Genomic DNA, 15,716 nt, shown 5'->3' with positions numbered 1-15,716 from the left:
CCGACGCGACGGTGGCGGCCCCGGCGGTGCGTGCGGGTCAGCCGGCCCGGCAGGTCAACGCCGACGCCGACGGCGTTGCGGTGGCCGACCCGATCAGGCCGAAGCTGGTGCTCGCGCCGGCAGCGAGCGCGCCATTGTAGGCGGCGTTGCGGGCGGTCACCGAGGACCCACTGCTCGTGAGGGCGGCGTTCCACGCCTGGGTCACCTGCTGGCCGGTCGGATTGGTCCAGCCCACCGTCCATCCGGTCAGCTCGGAGGCGCCGGCGGTGACCCGTACCTCGGCCTGGAAGCCGCCCTGCCAGCTGGCGACGACCGCGAACGTCGCCGTGCAGTCGCCTGGCGCGCTGGTGGTCGGTACGGCCGTGGTCGGTACGGCCGTGGTCGGCACGGCCGTGGTGGGTACGGGCGCCGGGGTGGTCGGTGCGGGTGCGGGAGTGGTCGGTGCCGGGGTCGCCCCGGTACCGCCGAAGTTCACGTCGCTGCAGAAGTAGTAGGTCTGGTCGGCGTGGCTGGCCTTCCAGATCAGGTAGACGATGTGCCGACCGGTGCGTCCCGGCGCGCTGACCGGGATGTCGACCGAGACGCCGTTGAGGTTGGGGTTGCTGGTCCGGGTGCCGGCGCCGGGGGCCGCGCCGCTGGTGGTCCGGACCAGCTCCAGGTCGCTCCAGCGCAGGCGTTGGGTGAGCGGGTCGAAGCCCTGTCGGGTGACGTAGACCAGGTGGTAGTCGGCACCGTGCAGGGCCTGATCGTGGTACGTGACGGTGAAGTTGGTCCCGACGCTGGCCGCCCGCCAGTTGCCGGGTACGTCGAGCGAGGCGTAGCGGGTACCACCGGTGTTGCCGGCGCTGCACAGCTGTCCGTCGGGGATGTGGGCCTGGTGCTGGCCGTCGACGCCGTCGATGTAGAGGCTGTTCCAGTTCCACATGGCGGTGGAGTCGGCCTGCCAGGCCTGCCAGCACATCGGATCGTCGGTGGCCATCCGAGGGTTCTGGAAGTCGTTGGCCCAGCGCTCGTAGCAGCCGTAGTTGCGCGACGGCGGATCGATCGACGAACCGTGGGCGGTGGCGACCTCGGCGAGGGCACCGCCCAGCAGCAGGGCGGCGGCTGCCGTGACGGTGAGCGCCCGGCGTACGGGCGCCCAGACGGTGACGGAGAGGGAAGGCATGTCTGCTCCCGGACAGGTGGACGGAACGGTCGTGGGGTCACCGGGGACGGCACGCCGCCACCCGGGTCGGGGTCGGCGCTGGATGCCCGGAGATCCCGCTACCGCCGCACGACCCGTGCGGTGGACCCTTGCCGGGAGATTCACATATCTCGATCACACGTGTCAATAGTTGGTATGGAAAACAAAGTACGGCGTAAGAAAACGCCGCTCAGCCGAGTACCAGACCCGGATCCGGGTCCGGATCGGGCACCGGCGCCGGCACCCGGTACTCCTCGGTCAGGGTGGTGACCGGCCCGGGCCAGGTGGCCTGAGCGACCTCGATCGGTCGACGTTCGGCGTCGTAGGCGACATGGAGCAGGTGCAGCACCGGGGTGTCCGGTCTGATCCGCAGGGTCTGCGCCTCGTCGCGGCTGGGCTGGCGCGCGGTGAGTACGTCGCGGGCCCAGGTGTACCGCCGGCCGGTCACCTCCTCGGCCTCCTGGTACAGCGGACGGCCGAACGGCTCGGCCCGGTCCAGGCTGGTGCCGGCCGCGTCGGCGACCCGGAACCAGGAGGCGCCGACCTCGACGGGGGAGTCGTCGGTACGGACCACGTGCCGGCGTACCACCAGTTCGGTGCCGTCCGCCACGCCGAAGGCGTCGGCGACCTCCGCCGGCGCGGGAGCCCGGCCGACCTCGGTCAGCTGTTGGCGGTAGCGGGCCGCCAGATCGGCGTGGTAGCCGCGCTGGCCGCCGTAGCGGCCCCGGGCGAGCCGGTTGAGTCGACGGCGGGTGCCACGGACGAAGGTGCCCGAGCCGGGCTTGGTGATCAGCAGGCCTTCGACGCGGAGCTGGTCCACGGTGCGCTGGACGGTCTGCTTGGCGACCCCGTACATCTCGGCGATGGCGGGAATCGCCGGCAGGCGTTCGCCGGGTGCCCAGTCGCCACGGCGGATGCGTTCGCGCAGTTGGTCGGCGATCTGACGGTGCGGAACCTCGGCGGCACCGGGGTTGACCTGTGGCATCGGCTGCTCCGTTCGACGGGGACCACCTAGCATCCTAGGATGACGAACGGGCTGTGTCCAGCCACACCGGACACCACCGACGAAGGCAACACGCCTCCGCCACCCCCGTCGAGTCCACCTGGGTCGGCACGTCCCGCGCGGCGCGCCCGATCCCGGGCGGGCGCCCGCCGGACGTCCCGGTCAGCGCTTGCGCGCGATGATGGCGCCGTTGGCACCCGGAGCGTCGAACGTCACGGTCCGAATCGACCCGAAGCCGGCGTCGGCCAGCCAGTCGGCGTACTCGGTCTCCGAGTAGTTGCGTCCACCGACTGTCTCCACCAGCATGTTCATCCCCATCAGGGCCGCCTCGGTCGGCCCGGTGCGGTCCGGGTTGAGCAGCAGCTCGGAAATGACGATCACGCCGCCGGACGGCAGCGCCCGGTGACAGCGGGCGAGCAGCGCCCGGTTGGTCGTCTCGTCCCAGTCGTGCAGGACCATGCTGAGCAGCATCACGTCGTGGCCATCCGGCAACGCGGGGTCGGCGAAGAAGTCACCGGCGATGGTGCCGATCCGGTCGCTCATGCCCGCCGCAGCCGCCTTGTCGGCCGCGATCGGCACCACATGGGGCAGGTCGTAGACGCTCGCGCGCAGGTCCGGGTAGCGACGGCACAGTTCGATCGGGTAAGCCCCGGAGCCACCGCCGAGGTCGAGCAACCGGTCGTGGGCACCGAAGTCGTACGCTTCGCCGAGCGCCCGCGCCGTGAAGATCGACGTCGCGTACATCGCCTCCCAGAACAGCTCGAGCATCTGCGGGTCGACATTGGAGAAGACCGACTCCTGGGTCTGCGGATCCCAGGTCAGTGGCCGGTCGGTGCGCAGCGCTTCGCCGATGCGGTGCCACGGCAGGTAGGTGCGCTCGTCGCAGTAGCGTACCTGTCCACCGAAGTAGTACGGCCGCCCGACCACCAGGAACTCCTCGGCGACGGGGGCGTTGCGGTATCCGTCACCACCGGGCTCCTTGACCAGCAGGCCGAGGGAAGCGCAGGCGGCCAGGAGGGTGTCCGCGGGTCGTTCGGCGAGCCCGTACTCGTCGCACAGTTGCGCGACGGTGATGCTCCGGCCATCGGCCAGCCGGGTGAACAGGTCCAGCTCGACTGCGGCGGCGAGGGTCTTGAAGCTCCAGAAACCGGTCACCAGACGCATAAGAGGGAGGGGGGTTAGCATCCGGACATTTTCCGGCAATGGGCCGTCCGGCTGACCGAGGTGTCAGTTAGCCGATAGAACCGGCGTGGTCAGCCGGACGGCCACTCACCTGATCCAGCTGTCGGGCCGGCCGATCCGCCTCGCCGTCGGAGGTACTTTTCGAACTCCTGGGCGATCTCGTCGCCGGTGAGCGGCTGGATCCCGGCGTCCCCGACGCGCTCCTCGAGCTCGCGCACGTACTCGCCCAGCTCGGCGTCCTGCTCGGCGGTGGTCCGCACCCGGGCCTCCCACTTCGCGGCCTCCTCCGCCATGTCGGCCATCGGCACGGGCAGGTCCAGCACCTCCTCGACCCGGTGCAGCAACGCGAGGGTGGCCTTGGGACAGGGCGGGTTGTTGGCGTAGTGCGGCACGTGCACCCAGAACGACACGGCGTCGACCTCGGCCCGACTGCAGGCGTCCTGCAGTACGCCGACGATCCCGGTCGGTCCGTCGTAGCGGGTCGGGATCAGCGCGAGTCGCTCGGCGGCCTCCTTGTCCGAGGCGGTGCCGCTGATCGGCAGCGGGCGGGTGTACGGCACGTCGGCGAGCAGCGCGCCCAGCAGCACCACCCGGTTGACTTCCAGGCTGTGGCACAACTCCAGCACCTGCTCGCAGAAGGTGCGCCAGCGCATGCTCGGCTCGATGCCCCGGATCAGGACGACGTCACGGTCGGTGCCCTGCGGACTGGCGACCATGAACCGGGTGGTGGGCCACTGGATCTGGCGGGTCTCCCCACCGGACATCGCGATGGTCGGCCGGCTGACCTGGAAGTCGTAGAACTCCTCGGGGTCCAGCGCGGCGATCTCGTGTGCCTGCCACACCTGCTCGAGATGCTCGACGGCGGCGGTGGAGGCGTCGGCGGCGTCGTTCCATCCTTCGAAGGCTGCGATCGCCACCGGCGATCGCAGCACCGGCAGGCCGTCGAACTCGGTCACGGTGCCTCCCCGACCCGGCGGCACCGGGGGGTGCCACCGGTGGTACGCACGGGCGGTCGACAGGTACTGGCGGAATCGTTGTCGAGCCTCACCCCGCCAGCCTACGTTGCGGCCGTCGGCTCGGCCCGGCGGCACGCGCCGGGCACCATCGGTGGTGGGTGAATGATCCCCACACCGCCGTGGCCCGTATTGCGCAACTGGGGCAGCATGGTGCTGGACGGGGCCGCGTGTGTCGTCATCTGACCGTGGCGGGAGAAGGAGCCGACGATGGAGCAGCCCGACGGACGTTCCTGGAGTCTTACCCGGGTGGCGGCACTGTGTGCCGCCCTCGTCGCGGCGGCGGCCTGCGCGGTCGCGCCCCTGCCGGACGGTCGGTCGGGGGAGGGGAACCAGCCGGCGGTGCCCGGTGGGGAACCGGCTGGCGACGACGGCCTGCTGGAGGGTACGGACACGGTCGAGGAGTTCGAGCAGGACATCGCGGGTGCCGAGGCGCTCGCCGACCGGTACTGGCAGCAGCGGTTCGCCGGGTTCGGTGCCACGTTCCGGCCGATCGGGCAGACCATCGCCTACTACCGCGACGGCGAGGTGTCCTGCGGCGAACAGTTGATTCCGCGCAACAACGCGGTCTACTGCCTCACCACCGCCTCGGAGTTCATCGCCTACGACGCCAACTGGGCGTACTCGGTGTTCCAGGCGGTAGGCGACTCGTTCCTGTTCTATCTGATCGGCCACGAGTACGCCCATGGCATCCAGGTCAGGCTGGAGCTGGAGTACTCGTTCAGCATCCAGCGGGAGCTCGCGGCGGACTGTCTGGCCGGGGCGTACCTGGGCGACTCGGTGCGCGACGGCACCCTGCAGCTCGACGACGGCGACCTGGACGAGTTCCAACGCGGGCTGGAGGCCGTCGCCGACGACCCGGACCAACCCTGGTTCGAGGAGGGTTCGCACGGCACCGCGGAGCAGCGGATCGCGGCCTTCTTCAAGGGCTACGACGGTTCACTGGCCGGTTGCGACCTGAGCTGACCTGGCGGGCACTGGCCGGGTGTCCGGGCCGACCTGGCGGGCACTGGCCGGGTGTCCGGGCCGACCTGGCGGGCACTGGCCGGGTGTCCGGGCCGACCTGGCAGGATCGGTGTGGGCGGCGAGTCGATCAGGAGGTCCTACCCTGAGCACCACCCGGACACCGGCGGCGGTGCTGTTCGACATGGACGGCACGCTGATCGACAGCGAGAAACTGTGGGACGTGGCGTTGACCGAGCTGGCCGTGCACTACGGCGGCCGGCTGTCCGACGAGGCGCGACTGACGATGGTCGGGTCGGACATGGCCACGACGATGCGGCTGTTGCACGACGACCTCGGTCAGCCGGAGCGGGATCCGCAGGTCGGTGCGGCCTGGTTGACGCACCGGGTGGCTGCCCTGTTCGCGGCCGGGGTCCAGTGGCGGCCCGGGGCGGCGGATCTGCTGCGGGCGGTACGCGCCGCCGGCCTGCCCACCGCGTTGGTGACCTCCACCGAGCGGGCCCTGGTGGAGGTGGCGCTGCACACGCTGGGCCGGGCCAACTTCGATGTCGTCGTCTGTGGTGACGAGGTGACCGCCACCAAGCCCGATCCGGCGCCGTACCTGTCCGCGGCGGCCGCGCTCGGCGTGCCGGCGCGGCGGTGTCTGGCGGTCGAGGACTCGCCGGCGGGTGTCGCCAGCGCCCGTGCCGCCGGCGCGGCGGTGCTCGCCGTGCCGGCGGACGTGTCGTTCGCGGTCGCCGCCGATGTCCGGGTCGTCGACAGTCTCGTCGGGATCACCGTGGCGGACCTGGCCGCGGTGTGTTCCGGTGACCGGGCCGTGCCACGGGTGGAGGTGGGCTGACCCGCCGCCGCCAGTGGGGACGACCGGCTAACCGGTCGTCCCCACTGCCCCCGTCGGCGGGCGGCCAGCCGCCCGTCGTGTGGTGTCACTCGTAGGCGATGGCCTGCAGCACGTTGAGCCGGGACGCCCGCCAGGCCGGCCACCACGCGGCGACCACTCCGGCCAGGGCGGCGGCCACCACGAATCCGGCCAGCTGCCCGTACGGGACGCTCACCACGGACAGTACGTCCTGGCTGCGCATCGCGTACGAGGCGGACAGGCCGAGCGCGACGCCCAGTCCGACGCCGAGCAGACAGCCGAAGACCGCCATCAGCAGCGATTCGACGCGGACCATCCGGCGGATCTGCCGCCGGCTCATCCCCACCGCTCGCAGCAGGCCCAGCTCGCGGGTTCGTTCGTAGATGCTCAGGACGAGCGTGTTGATGATTCCGATGAACGCCACCAGCACGGCCAGCGCCAGCAGGACGTAGAAGATGTTGAGCAGGATGTCGACCAGTTGGTTCTGCTGCTGTACGAAGCTCGACCGGTCGCCGACGGTCACCAGCGGGTAGTCGGCCATCAGCTCCTCGGTCTGGGCGACGATGCGTGCGACGTCGGCGTCCGGCGTGGTGGCGACGAACCCCTGGTACGCCAGCGGCCCGGCGAGGTACTGCACCTGTGACCGCGGCAGGATCAGGCCGGCGGTCAGCGCGGTGCGGTAGATCCCGACGATCTCGTAGGACCGTTCGCCGCCGCGCGGCATGTCGACGACGACGTCGTCGCCGAGCGCCCAGCCGTTGGTCTGCGCGGTGTTGACGTCCACCACCGCTTCGCCGTCGCCGGCGTCGAGGCGACCCTGTTCGATCTCGAAGGCGAACATCGACCCGGCCTGGGACAGGTCGGTGGCGGAGACGATCTGGTTGGGTCGCCCGTCGGCGGTGAGTACCGCGAGGTGGTAGGCGAGGGTGCCGGTAACCCCGTCGAGGTCGGCGACCTCGTCGAGTCGCTGCGGGTCGAAACCTTCCCGTCCGGTTGGCAACTGCTGACCGTTGGTCAGGATGATGATCTCCGCGCCGAGTCCGTTCTCGACCAGGTCGGTGGTGGTCGCCTTCAGCGACGCGCCGATCACGGCGATGGTGCTGACCAGGGTCACGCCGATCATCAGCGCGGCGGCGGTTACCGCCGTGCGGCGCGGGTTACGCAAAGTGTTGCGCCGCCCGAGCCCGCTGGCCGTACCCCAGCTGACCAGGCGTCCGACGGTGCCGGCGATCGGCCGGGTCAGGGCGGGGGACAGCAGCGCCACGCCGATCATCGACAGTAGGACGCCACCACCGAGGGCGATGGCGGTCACTCCGGGTACGCCGGCGAGCCCGAGGGCGAGCCCGACGGCGCCGATGGCGGTGACGACCGCGCCGGTGATGGTGAGCGCGGTCAACGACCGGTCCGGGCGTACCACGTCGCGCATCGCCGCGATGGGCGGCACCGACGAGGCACGGATCGCCGGCACCAACGCCGCGACGACGGTCATCAGGACGCCGACCAGGTACGAGGCGAGTACCGCCGTCGGCGAGACGATCAGTCCGCCGGCGGGCAGCGACAGGGCGCTGACCGCCACGTACTGCAGACCGGCGGCGACACCGACGCCGGCCGCGAGCCCGAGGGTGGCCGCGATCAGCCCGACGACCAGCGCCTCGATCAGCACCGTGGAGGTCACCTGGGTCCAGCTGGCCCCGAGGGCCCGCAGCAGGGCCAGCTCACGGGACCGCTGGGCGACCAGGATGTTGAACGTGTTGAAGATCAGGAACATGCCGACCAGCAGGGCGATCAGCGCGAACCCGAGGAAGAACCAGTTCACGAAGGTCAGCAGCTGGGTGAACTGGGAGGCCTGCTGGTCGGCGAGTTCCGCGCCGGTCACCGCCTCGAATCCGGTCGGTACCTCGGCGGCGACCAGGCGCTTGAGCTCGTTGTCGGCGATGCCGGCGTCGGCGGTCAGCTGCGCGGCGCCGAACACCCCGGTCTCGCCGTAGAACAGCTGCTGGGCCTGTGCCACGGTGAAGGCGACCAGGGTCTCCCCGCCGAGGGTGGCCCGGCCTCCGCTGTACTCCAGCAGACCGACCACCTCGTACTCGCTGGTCTCGTAGGTGCTCGAGACGTAGACCCGCAGCCGGTCGCCGACGGTGACGCCGGCCTGCTCGGCGGTGAGCCGGGTGAGCGCGACCTCGTCGTCGGCGGCTGGAACCCGTCCCTGGGCCACCTGCAGCAGCGCGTCGTCGTCGCCGGTGTCGGCCAGCCCGATGCCCAGCTGCGGGGCCTGGCTCGGCACCGCCTTGCCGTCGGCGGCCCGGAACGGGATCACCCCGGTGGCGCTGGCGTCGCCGGAGACCGAGGCCACGCCGGGCACGGCGGCGAGCCGGTCCAGGTCCGCCTCGGTCAGCAGCGGTGGTTGCGCCTGCTGACTGGCCGGGTCGGCGGCCTGCACCTGGACGGCGACGTCGGCGTTGACCGTCTGGAACAGCCGCTCGAAGCGGTCACTGAGGCTGTCGGTGAGCACGGTGGCGCTCGACACGAACAGCACCCCGAGGATGATCGCCACCCCGGACAGCACCAGCCGCAGCTTGCGTGAGAGCAGACTCTTCAGCGTGGCGCGCAGCATCAGACGTGCTCCTGCCCGGCCGGCACGGTGACGTCGAGGTTCTTCAGCCGGTCCAGGACCGCGTCGGCGGTCGGTGCGGTCAGCTCGGAGACGATCCGGCCGTCGGCGAGGAAGACGACACGGTCGGCGTACGAGGCGGCGACGGGGTCGTGGGTGACCATCACGATTGTCTGACCGTGGTCGCGCACCGAGTTGCGCAGGAAGCCCAGGACGTCGGCGCCGGCCCGGGAGTCGAGGTTGCCGGTGGGTTCGTCGGCGAAGACGACGTCGGGTCGGGCGACCAGCGCGCGGGCGCAGGCGACCCGTTGCTGTTGCCCGCCGGACAGCTGGGTGGGCCGGTGGTGCAGGCGGTCACGCAGGCCGACGGTGTCGATCACCGTGTCGTACCAGGCGGGGTCGGGCTTACGCCCGGCGATGGCCAGGGGGAGCAGGATGTTCTCCTGCGCGGTCAGGGTGGGCAGCAGGTTGAACTGCTGGAAGATGAAGCCGACCTTGTCGCGGCGTAGGCGGGTGAGGCCGTTGTCGTTCAGGCCGGTCACGGTGGTGTCGCCGATGGTGATGGTGCCGCGGGTGACGGAATCGAGTCCGGCGAGGCAGTGCATGAGGGTGGACTTGCCGGATCCGGAGGGGCCCATGATCGCCGTGAAGTGGCCGGCCTCGAGGTCGATGCTGACCCCGTGCAGGGCGATGACCTGTGCCTCGCCCGTGCCGTACACCTTCCACACGTCCGTCGCCCGGGCCGCTGGACCCGTCGCTGTCGTCATGTCGATCATCACTCCTACCGTTGCGGACTGTCATCTCACGGTAGGCGCGGACCGGGCCGGTTCCCTCGTGCCGGGGAAGGGTTCACCGCTCGGTCACGGCGCGACCGGCCCTCCCACCTGAGAAGGAGCTGAGCGCCGCCGACGTCCGCCCAGCGGCCGACGGCGACCCCCTGCGGGTGTCGCCGCCCGGCGTCGGCCCGCTGCCGGCGCGGCTCAGAGTCCGGGCCGGACCAGCCCGGACTCGTACGCCAGCACCACGGCCTGTACGCGGTCGCGGAGCCCGAGCTTGGTCAGCACATGCCCGACGTGGGTCTTGATCGTGGTCTCACTGACCGACAACGCGGCGGCGATCTCGGCGTTGGACAGCCCCTTGGCCATCTGGACGAGCACCTCCCGTTCCCGTTCGGTCAGCACGTCCACGGTCTTCGGCGGTGCCGCGTCCGGGTCGGGCAGGGTGAGCGCGAACTTATCCAGCAGCCGGCGCAGGATCCGGGGGGCGACGACGGCCTCGCCGACGGCCACCGTACGGATCGCGGCCACCAGGTCCTCGGCGGGCACGTCCTTGGCGAGGAACCCGCTGGCGCCGGCCCGCAGCGCGCCGACCACGTACTCGTCGAGGTCGAACGTGGTCAGGATGAGCACCCGGACCGGTAGCCGGGCGTCCACGATCGCCCTGGTCGCGGCCACCCCGTCCATCCGGGGCATCCGGATGTCCATCAGCACCACGTCGGGCAGCAGCCGCCGGGCCAGGTCGACGGCTTCCGCGCCGTCCCCGGCCTCGCCCACGATGTCGAGGTCGTCCTCCGCGCCGAGCACCATCCGGAACCCGGTACGCAGCAGCGGCTGGTCGTCGGCGAGCAGGATCCGGACGGGACGGGCGGCGGACTGCGCGCCGGATGCGGGCTCGCTCACGGTGCTCCTTCTCGGTTCGCCGCGCCCAACTGCTCCATCGGCAGCTTGGCGTAGATGCGGAAGCCGCCGCCGGGTCGGGGACCGGTCCGCAGCGTGCCACCGTACAGGGCGACCCGCTCGCGCATGCCGACCAGACCGTGTCCCAACCGGGTCCGCTCCGGGGCGGGGCCCCGACCGGTGTCGAACACCTCGACGATCAGCCAGTAGATGCCGAAGCTGAGCCGTACCTCGGCGGTGGCCGGCGTGCCGGCGTGTTTCAGGGCGTTGGTGAGCGCCTCCTGCACGATCCGGTAGAGCGTCAACGTCACCCCCGGGTCGAGCTCGCCCGGTACCCCGTCGACCCGTAACGTCACCGGCAGGCCCGCCTCGCGTATCTGTTCGACAAGTGACTGGATGCCGCTGAGCCCGGGCTGGGGTGCCAGTTCGGCGCCGGCCGGTTCGGCGTCGGTACGCAGGACGTCGAGCAGTCGGCGCATCTCCCGCAGGGTGCTGCGGCTGGTCTCGGCGATCGTGCCGAGCGCCTCGTCGGCGGCGTCGGGGTCGCGGTGCAGCACCCGTCGTGCCCCGGTGGCGAGCACCCCCATCACGCTGACGTGGTGCGCCACCACGTCGTGCAGTTCGCGGGCGATGCGCCGCCGTTCGTCGGCGACGGCCTGCTCGGCGGCGACCCGCTGGTTGGCCTCGGCGACCCTGGCGCGTTCGGTCAGCGCCAGCGTCGAGGCGCGCCGGGCGTGCACCGCCCGGCCGATGAAGAAACTGACCAGCGCGGTGAGCCCGTTGATGAACACCAGGTACGGCCAGGACAGGTCGGGTGTCTGCGGATCCGGTAGCAGCAGGGCGTTGGCCGTCACGACCGGCAGCCACAGCATGGTCGTGGCGATCACGGCACCGCGCAGCGGTAGCCAGCACGCGGCGGTGTAGGTCATGATGATCAGCCCGAGCCCGATACCGGCGGGCTGGTGGCCGGTGGCCAGCGGAATCGCCAGGGTCGCGGCGCTGACCACGACCGCCGGCCAGACGAGCACCCGGCGGGCCGCGATCGGCACCGCGGCCAGGACGCCCCAGCCGACGATCGCCGGCCAGCCGAGACCGGCGTCGATCTCCGGTGGGCCGATCGCGGTGAGCGCCAGGTCGACCAGGACCATCGCCGCCGCCAGCAGCCCGTCGCGGGCCAGCAGCCCTGCGGCGGGTCCGGCCGGCCCCGCCGCCCGCGCACGGCGCCACCAGCGGTACGCCACACGGCGGACGACGGGCGTACCGGGCGTGGCGGGTGGCATGTCGCGACGGTAGCCGGTGACGTCGGACCGGTCCGCCCGCCACGGCGCGAACCTCACCTCCTCCTTCAGGAGGAGACGGCCCCTGTCAGGAGGAGACGGCCCCCGGGCCGGAGGGCGGCCCGCCCGGCACACCCGGGTCGGGGTACGGCGGCGGCGTCCCGCCGTACGACGGGCAGTACGCCTGGTAGCTGCACCAGTCGCAGAGCCGGCTGGGCTTGGGCCGGAAGTCACCGCTGCGGGTCGCCTGCAGGATCGCCCGCCACAGCGCCACGACGGTGCGTTCGAAGCGCAGCAGTTCCTCGGCGTCCGGCGTGTAGTCGCAGATCTCGGCGTCGCGCAGGTACACCAGGCGCAGCACCCGGGGGACCACCCCCCGGGTGCGCCACAGCACCAGCGCGTAGAACTTCAGCTGGAACAGCGCCCGGGACTCGAACGCCTCCCGGGGCGCGCCGCCGGTCTTGTAGTCGACCACCCGCAGGTCGCCGCTGGGCGAGACGTCGAGCCGGTCGATGTAGCCGCGGATCAGCAACTCGTCGTCGACCACAGCGTTGATCAGGGTCTCCCGCTCGGCCGGCTCCAGCCGACGGGGATCCTCGACGGTGAAGTACCCGTCCAGCAACCGGCGGGCGGCGGCGAGGAACGTCTCCTGTTGCGGGCCGACGGTGTGGCTTGCGTCGCCTGGTGCCTCCGGGCCGGTGTCCTCGCCGAGCGTGCCGGTCGTGGCCGGGTCGGCGAGGACACCGGCCAGTGCCGGATCCTCGGCGAGCAGCCGTTGCCACTGCGGTGCCACCAGATCGGCGGCGGCCTGCGGGGTCCGGTCCGGCGCGGGCAGGTCGAACAGCCGCTCCAGCACCGCGTGCACCAGCGTGCCGCGGGCCTGGTCGGCGGTGGGCCGTTCCGGCAGCCGGTCGATACTGCGGAAGCGGTACAGCAGCGGGCAGGTCTTGAAGTCGGCGGCACGCGACGGCGAGAGGGTGGCGTGCCGGGGATGTTCGGCCTCGGGTGCGCCGTCCGCGCCGATCGTCGTGCGCCGTACCGTTTCCGCTGTCATGGCAGGCAGGGTATGGCACGGGTGTGACGCCCCGGCCCGCGCCCGGGGCGTGGCGTCGGCCGGGGCGTGGGCCGACCAGAGGGGCAAACCGTGCGCGGCGGGCGACCGGGTGTTCCGTAGCATCGTGCTGATGGAGGAGACCGCGCAGCGACCTGACCGCCGTCCTGACCGGCGACCGGGGCTCAGCCTCGGCCGGGTACTGGGCTTTCCGGTCTACCTCAACGCGTCGGTGCTGCTGCTCGCGGTCCTGGTCACCGTCGTGTACGGCGAGTTCGTCCGCACCCAGCTCGACGTGCCGCCGCCGGTGCGGTACGCCGTGGGTCTGGGTTTCGTGGTCTGTCTGCTCGGCTCGGTCCTGCTGCACGAGCTGGGGCACGCGTTGACCGCCCGTCGGTACGGTATCGGGGTGCGCGGCATCACCCTGGAGATGCTCGGCGGATACACCGAGATGGACCGGGACGCGCCGACACCGAGGGTGGACCTGCTGGTGTCGCTGGCGGGTCCGGCGGTGTCGTTGCTGCTGGGCCTGGTGGCGGTGGTGGTCACCGTACTGCTGCCCGACCGTACCCTGATCGACCAGCTGGCGTTCCAGCTGGCGGTGGCGAACCTGCTGGTGGCCGCGTTCAACTCGCTGCCCGGGCTGCCCCTCGACGGTGGCCGGGCGCTGCGGGCGGCGGTCTGGGCGATGACCCGGGACCGGCACGTCGGCACCGAGGTGGCCGGCTGGGTGGGCCGGTTGGTGGCGGCGGTGACCGCCCTGGTGGTGGTGACCTTGACCGTGACGGGCCTGCTGTCGCCCTTCGGACTGATCTTCATGCTGCTGGTGTCGTTCACCCTCTGGCAGGGTGCCGGGCAGTCGATCCGGGTGGCCCGGATCGGCCGTCGGTTCCCGCTCGTCGACCTGGCGGTGTTGGCCCGTCCGATCTTCGCGGTGCCCAGCGGGACCTCGCTGGCCGAGGCCGAGCGTCGGGGCGCCGAGGCGTCCGGGTCGGGTCCGGTCGGCGCGGCGGATCGCGGTATGCCGGCGGTGGGTGTGGTGGACGCGGCCGGTCGGCTCGTGGCGTTGGTCGACCGGACGGCGGCGGCTGCGGTGCCCGCGCCGCGCCGGCCGTGGGTGGCGGTCGACACGGTGGCCCGCGGCGTGGACGGGCTGCCCCGGATCCCCGTCGGTCTCGACGGCGAGCAGGTGGTCCGTACCGTTCAGGAACGTCCGGGCGCGCAGTATCTGGTGACCCGGGACGATGAGGTGATCGGCGTCCTGCAGGTCGCCGATCTCGCCCAGTTGTTGGAGCCGAGCCGAAAGATGAATCCGTGACCCCTCCGCCGACCGCCGTGGCAACCGGCGCTGTCCCCACCACTCCGGTCTCTGCCCGGCGTGGCCCGTTCCAGCCCGGCGACCGGGTGCAGCTGACCGACCCGAAGGGTCGGATGCACACGATCACCCTGAGTCCGGGGCGGTCCTTCCACACCCATCGGGGCATCGTGGCGCACGACGACCTGATCGGGCTGCCGGACGGCAGTGTGGTGACGTCTGCGGGCGGCACCGCCTACCTGGCACTGCGGCCGCTGCTGGCCGACTACGTGCTGGGAATGCCGCGCGGTGCGCAGGTGATCTACCCGAAGGACGCCGCGCAGATCGTGGCGATGGGTGACGTGTTCCCAGGGGCGCGGGTGTTGGAGGCCGGTGCCGGCTCCGGCGCGTTGTCCTGTTCGTTGCTGCGGGCCGTCGGCGTCGACGGCGAGGTGCATTCGTACGAGATGCGACCGGACTTCGCCGACATCGCCCGGGCGAACGTCGAGGGGTTCTTCGGCGGTCCCCATCCGGCGTGGCGGTTGCACGTCGGGGACGTGGCGACCTGCCGGGAGGTGGGCTTCGACCGGATCATCCTGGACATGCTCAGCCCGTGGGAGCTGGTGGACCTGGTCTCCACCGCGCTGGTGCCCGGCGGGGTGTTCATCGGTTACGTCGCGACGACACCGCAGGTCAGTGAGCTGGTCGAGGCGTTGCGTGAGGTGGGCGGGTTCACCGAACCACGGGCCTGGGAGTCGCTGGTGCGCGACTGGCACGTCGACGGGCTCGCGGTGCGCCCGGACCACCGGATGATCGGGCACACCGCGTTTCTGGTGTCGGCCCGGCGGCTGGCCCCCGGGGTGACCGCGCCGCCGCGGCGGCGCAAGCCGAGCAAGGGCGCCGAGGCGTACGCGCTGCGTCGGCAGGACCGCACGGCGGCCCCACCGCCGGCGGTGTCCGGCACCGACGTGGTCGGGGAGTCGACCGGGGTGGAGCCGGAGTGAGTCGACCGTCGTTCGGTGGCGGCGAGCTGCCGGCCGTGTTCCCGGACTGGTCGCCGTACCTCGACCTGGACGCGGCCGCCCGTGCCTACCTGCGCGACCCGGACGTCGCCCTGGAAGCGTTGGGTGGGGTCCTGGCCGGGGCCGAGGTGCTGGCGTTCACCTTGGAACGGTTCGTCAACGAGGTCAACGGCGTCTGGCAGGAGGTGGCCGTCTGCGACGGCACCCGCGTCGTCCTCTGGCACGGTGAGGACGTACCGCCGGGTGACGGCCCGCCGGGCGCGATGACGTCGTCGTTGCGGGTGGTGCCGCTGTCGACGGTCACCGAGGTGGGGTGCCGGCGGCGGTTGACCCGGACGCCGACCGGGCAGGTCCGGGTGGACAGCGTCGACGTCTACCTGTTGCTGAGCTCACAGGACGAGTCCTCGCCGGAGGAGCAGACCGGGCCCCGGCACGACGCGTTGCGGTTCGGCAAGACCCTCGACGACGGCGGTTCCGGGCAGATCGCGCGGCTGGAGGAGTTCGCCCGGGTTGTCGCATCTGTCATCGGTCGTCCGTTGTTGTGATCCTGGCCGCGTCCGAACCCCGGTCAGGATCCTCGTC

At 71.7% G+C, this 15,716-nt stretch carries 14 protein-coding genes; 5 read left to right on the top strand and 9 right to left on the bottom strand.

Annotation, left to right across the window (positions count from 1 at the left end; genetic code table 11):
- Nucleotides 1-37 precede the first annotated feature (37 nt).
- From O7608_RS21325 to O7608_RS21310, 4 genes are all read right to left on the bottom strand, one after another.
- Nucleotides 38-1,165, bottom strand: coding sequence for a lytic polysaccharide monooxygenase auxiliary activity family 9 protein (locus tag O7608_RS21325; RefSeq protein WP_289206292.1), 1,128 nt, complete (start codon nt 1,163-1,165; stop codon nt 38-40).
- A gap of 208 nt (nt 1,166-1,373) precedes the next feature.
- A complete protein-coding gene (locus O7608_RS21320; RefSeq protein ID WP_289206291.1) occupies nt 1,374-2,168 on the bottom strand; it encodes a GntR family transcriptional regulator in 795 nt (264 codons plus the stop codon).
- 180 nt (nt 2,169-2,348) lie between these two features.
- Complete coding sequence (locus O7608_RS21315; protein ID WP_289206290.1) at nt 2,349-3,371, bottom strand: methyltransferase; 1,023 nt, start codon at nt 3,369-3,371, stop codon at nt 2,349-2,351.
- A 68-nt stretch (nt 3,372-3,439) separates the two neighbouring features.
- Nucleotides 3,440-4,324 (bottom strand): PAC2 family protein, encoded by an 885-nt coding sequence (locus tag O7608_RS21310; RefSeq protein ID WP_289206289.1) that lies wholly within the window; start codon nt 4,322-4,324, stop codon nt 3,440-3,442.
- 267 nt (nt 4,325-4,591) lie between these two features.
- Here O7608_RS21310 and O7608_RS21305 point away from each other — a divergent pair, with 267 nt between their 5' ends.
- Both O7608_RS21305 and O7608_RS21300 read left to right on the top strand, forming a co-directional pair.
- Nucleotides 4,592-5,347 (top strand): neutral zinc metallopeptidase, encoded by a 756-nt coding sequence (locus O7608_RS21305; protein WP_289206288.1) that lies wholly within the window; start codon nt 4,592-4,594, stop codon nt 5,345-5,347.
- 169 nt (nt 5,348-5,516) lie between these two features.
- Entirely contained in the window at nt 5,517-6,185 is a 669-nt protein-coding gene (locus O7608_RS21300) for an HAD family hydrolase (protein WP_289206287.1), read from the top strand.
- Between the two features lie 85 nt (nt 6,186-6,270).
- Here O7608_RS21300 and O7608_RS21295 read toward each other — a convergent pair whose 3' ends face one another.
- The 5 genes from O7608_RS21295 to O7608_RS21275 all read right to left on the bottom strand — a co-directional run bounded on the left by O7608_RS21295 (nt 6,271) and on the right by O7608_RS21275 (nt 12,821).
- A complete protein-coding gene (locus O7608_RS21295; protein ID WP_289206286.1) occupies nt 6,271-8,817 on the bottom strand; it encodes an ABC transporter permease in 2,547 nt (848 codons plus the stop codon).
- The gene (locus O7608_RS21290) at nt 8,817-9,590 is read right to left on the bottom strand and encodes an ABC transporter ATP-binding protein (protein ID WP_421356830.1); all 774 of its coding nucleotides are present in this window, start codon (nt 9,588-9,590) and stop codon (nt 8,817-8,819) included. The genes O7608_RS21295 and O7608_RS21290 overlap by 1 nt, the downstream gene beginning before the upstream one ends.
- A gap of 204 nt (nt 9,591-9,794) precedes the next feature.
- Entirely contained in the window at nt 9,795-10,493 is a 699-nt protein-coding gene (locus O7608_RS21285; protein WP_289206284.1) for a response regulator, read from the bottom strand.
- Nucleotides 10,490-11,827: a sensor histidine kinase gene (locus tag O7608_RS21280; RefSeq protein ID WP_289206283.1), complete on the bottom strand. Its 1,338-nt coding sequence runs from the start codon at nt 11,825-11,827 to the stop codon at nt 10,490-10,492. The genes O7608_RS21285 and O7608_RS21280 overlap by 4 nt, the downstream gene beginning before the upstream one ends.
- Before the next feature lie 28 nt (nt 11,828-11,855).
- A complete protein-coding gene (locus O7608_RS21275; RefSeq protein ID WP_289206282.1) occupies nt 11,856-12,821 on the bottom strand; it encodes a RecB family exonuclease in 966 nt (321 codons plus the stop codon).
- 130 nt (nt 12,822-12,951) lie between these two features.
- On the opposite strand from O7608_RS21275, the gene O7608_RS21270 reads away from it, so the two are divergent.
- Genes O7608_RS21270 through O7608_RS21260 form a run of 3 tightly spaced genes read left to right on the top strand, consistent with a single transcriptional unit; the run spans nt 12,952 to nt 15,679 of the window.
- Nucleotides 12,952-14,136 carry a M50 family metallopeptidase gene (locus O7608_RS21270; protein WP_289210969.1) on the top strand — a complete coding sequence of 395 codons (1,185 nt, stop codon included), beginning with the start codon at nt 12,952-12,954 and terminating at the stop codon, nt 14,134-14,136.
- Nucleotides 14,133-15,116, top strand: a complete 984-nt coding sequence (locus O7608_RS21265) for a tRNA (adenine-N1)-methyltransferase (RefSeq protein WP_421356828.1) — start codon at nt 14,133-14,135, stop codon at nt 15,114-15,116. Before O7608_RS21270 ends, O7608_RS21265 begins: the two co-directional genes overlap by 4 nt.
- The gene (locus O7608_RS21260) at nt 15,113-15,679 is read left to right on the top strand and encodes a hypothetical protein (RefSeq protein ID WP_289206281.1); all 567 of its coding nucleotides are present in this window, start codon (nt 15,113-15,115) and stop codon (nt 15,677-15,679) included. Before O7608_RS21265 ends, O7608_RS21260 begins: the two co-directional genes overlap by 4 nt.
- The last annotated feature ends 37 nt before the right edge of the window (nt 15,680-15,716 follow it).

This window comes from Solwaraspora sp. WMMA2056 (genome assembly GCF_030345095.1).
Taxonomy (GTDB): domain Bacteria; phylum Actinomycetota; class Actinomycetes; order Mycobacteriales; family Micromonosporaceae; genus Micromonospora_E.
Note: the sequence above shows the minus strand (reverse complement) of the source record. Positions and strands in the feature narration are given on the sequence as shown.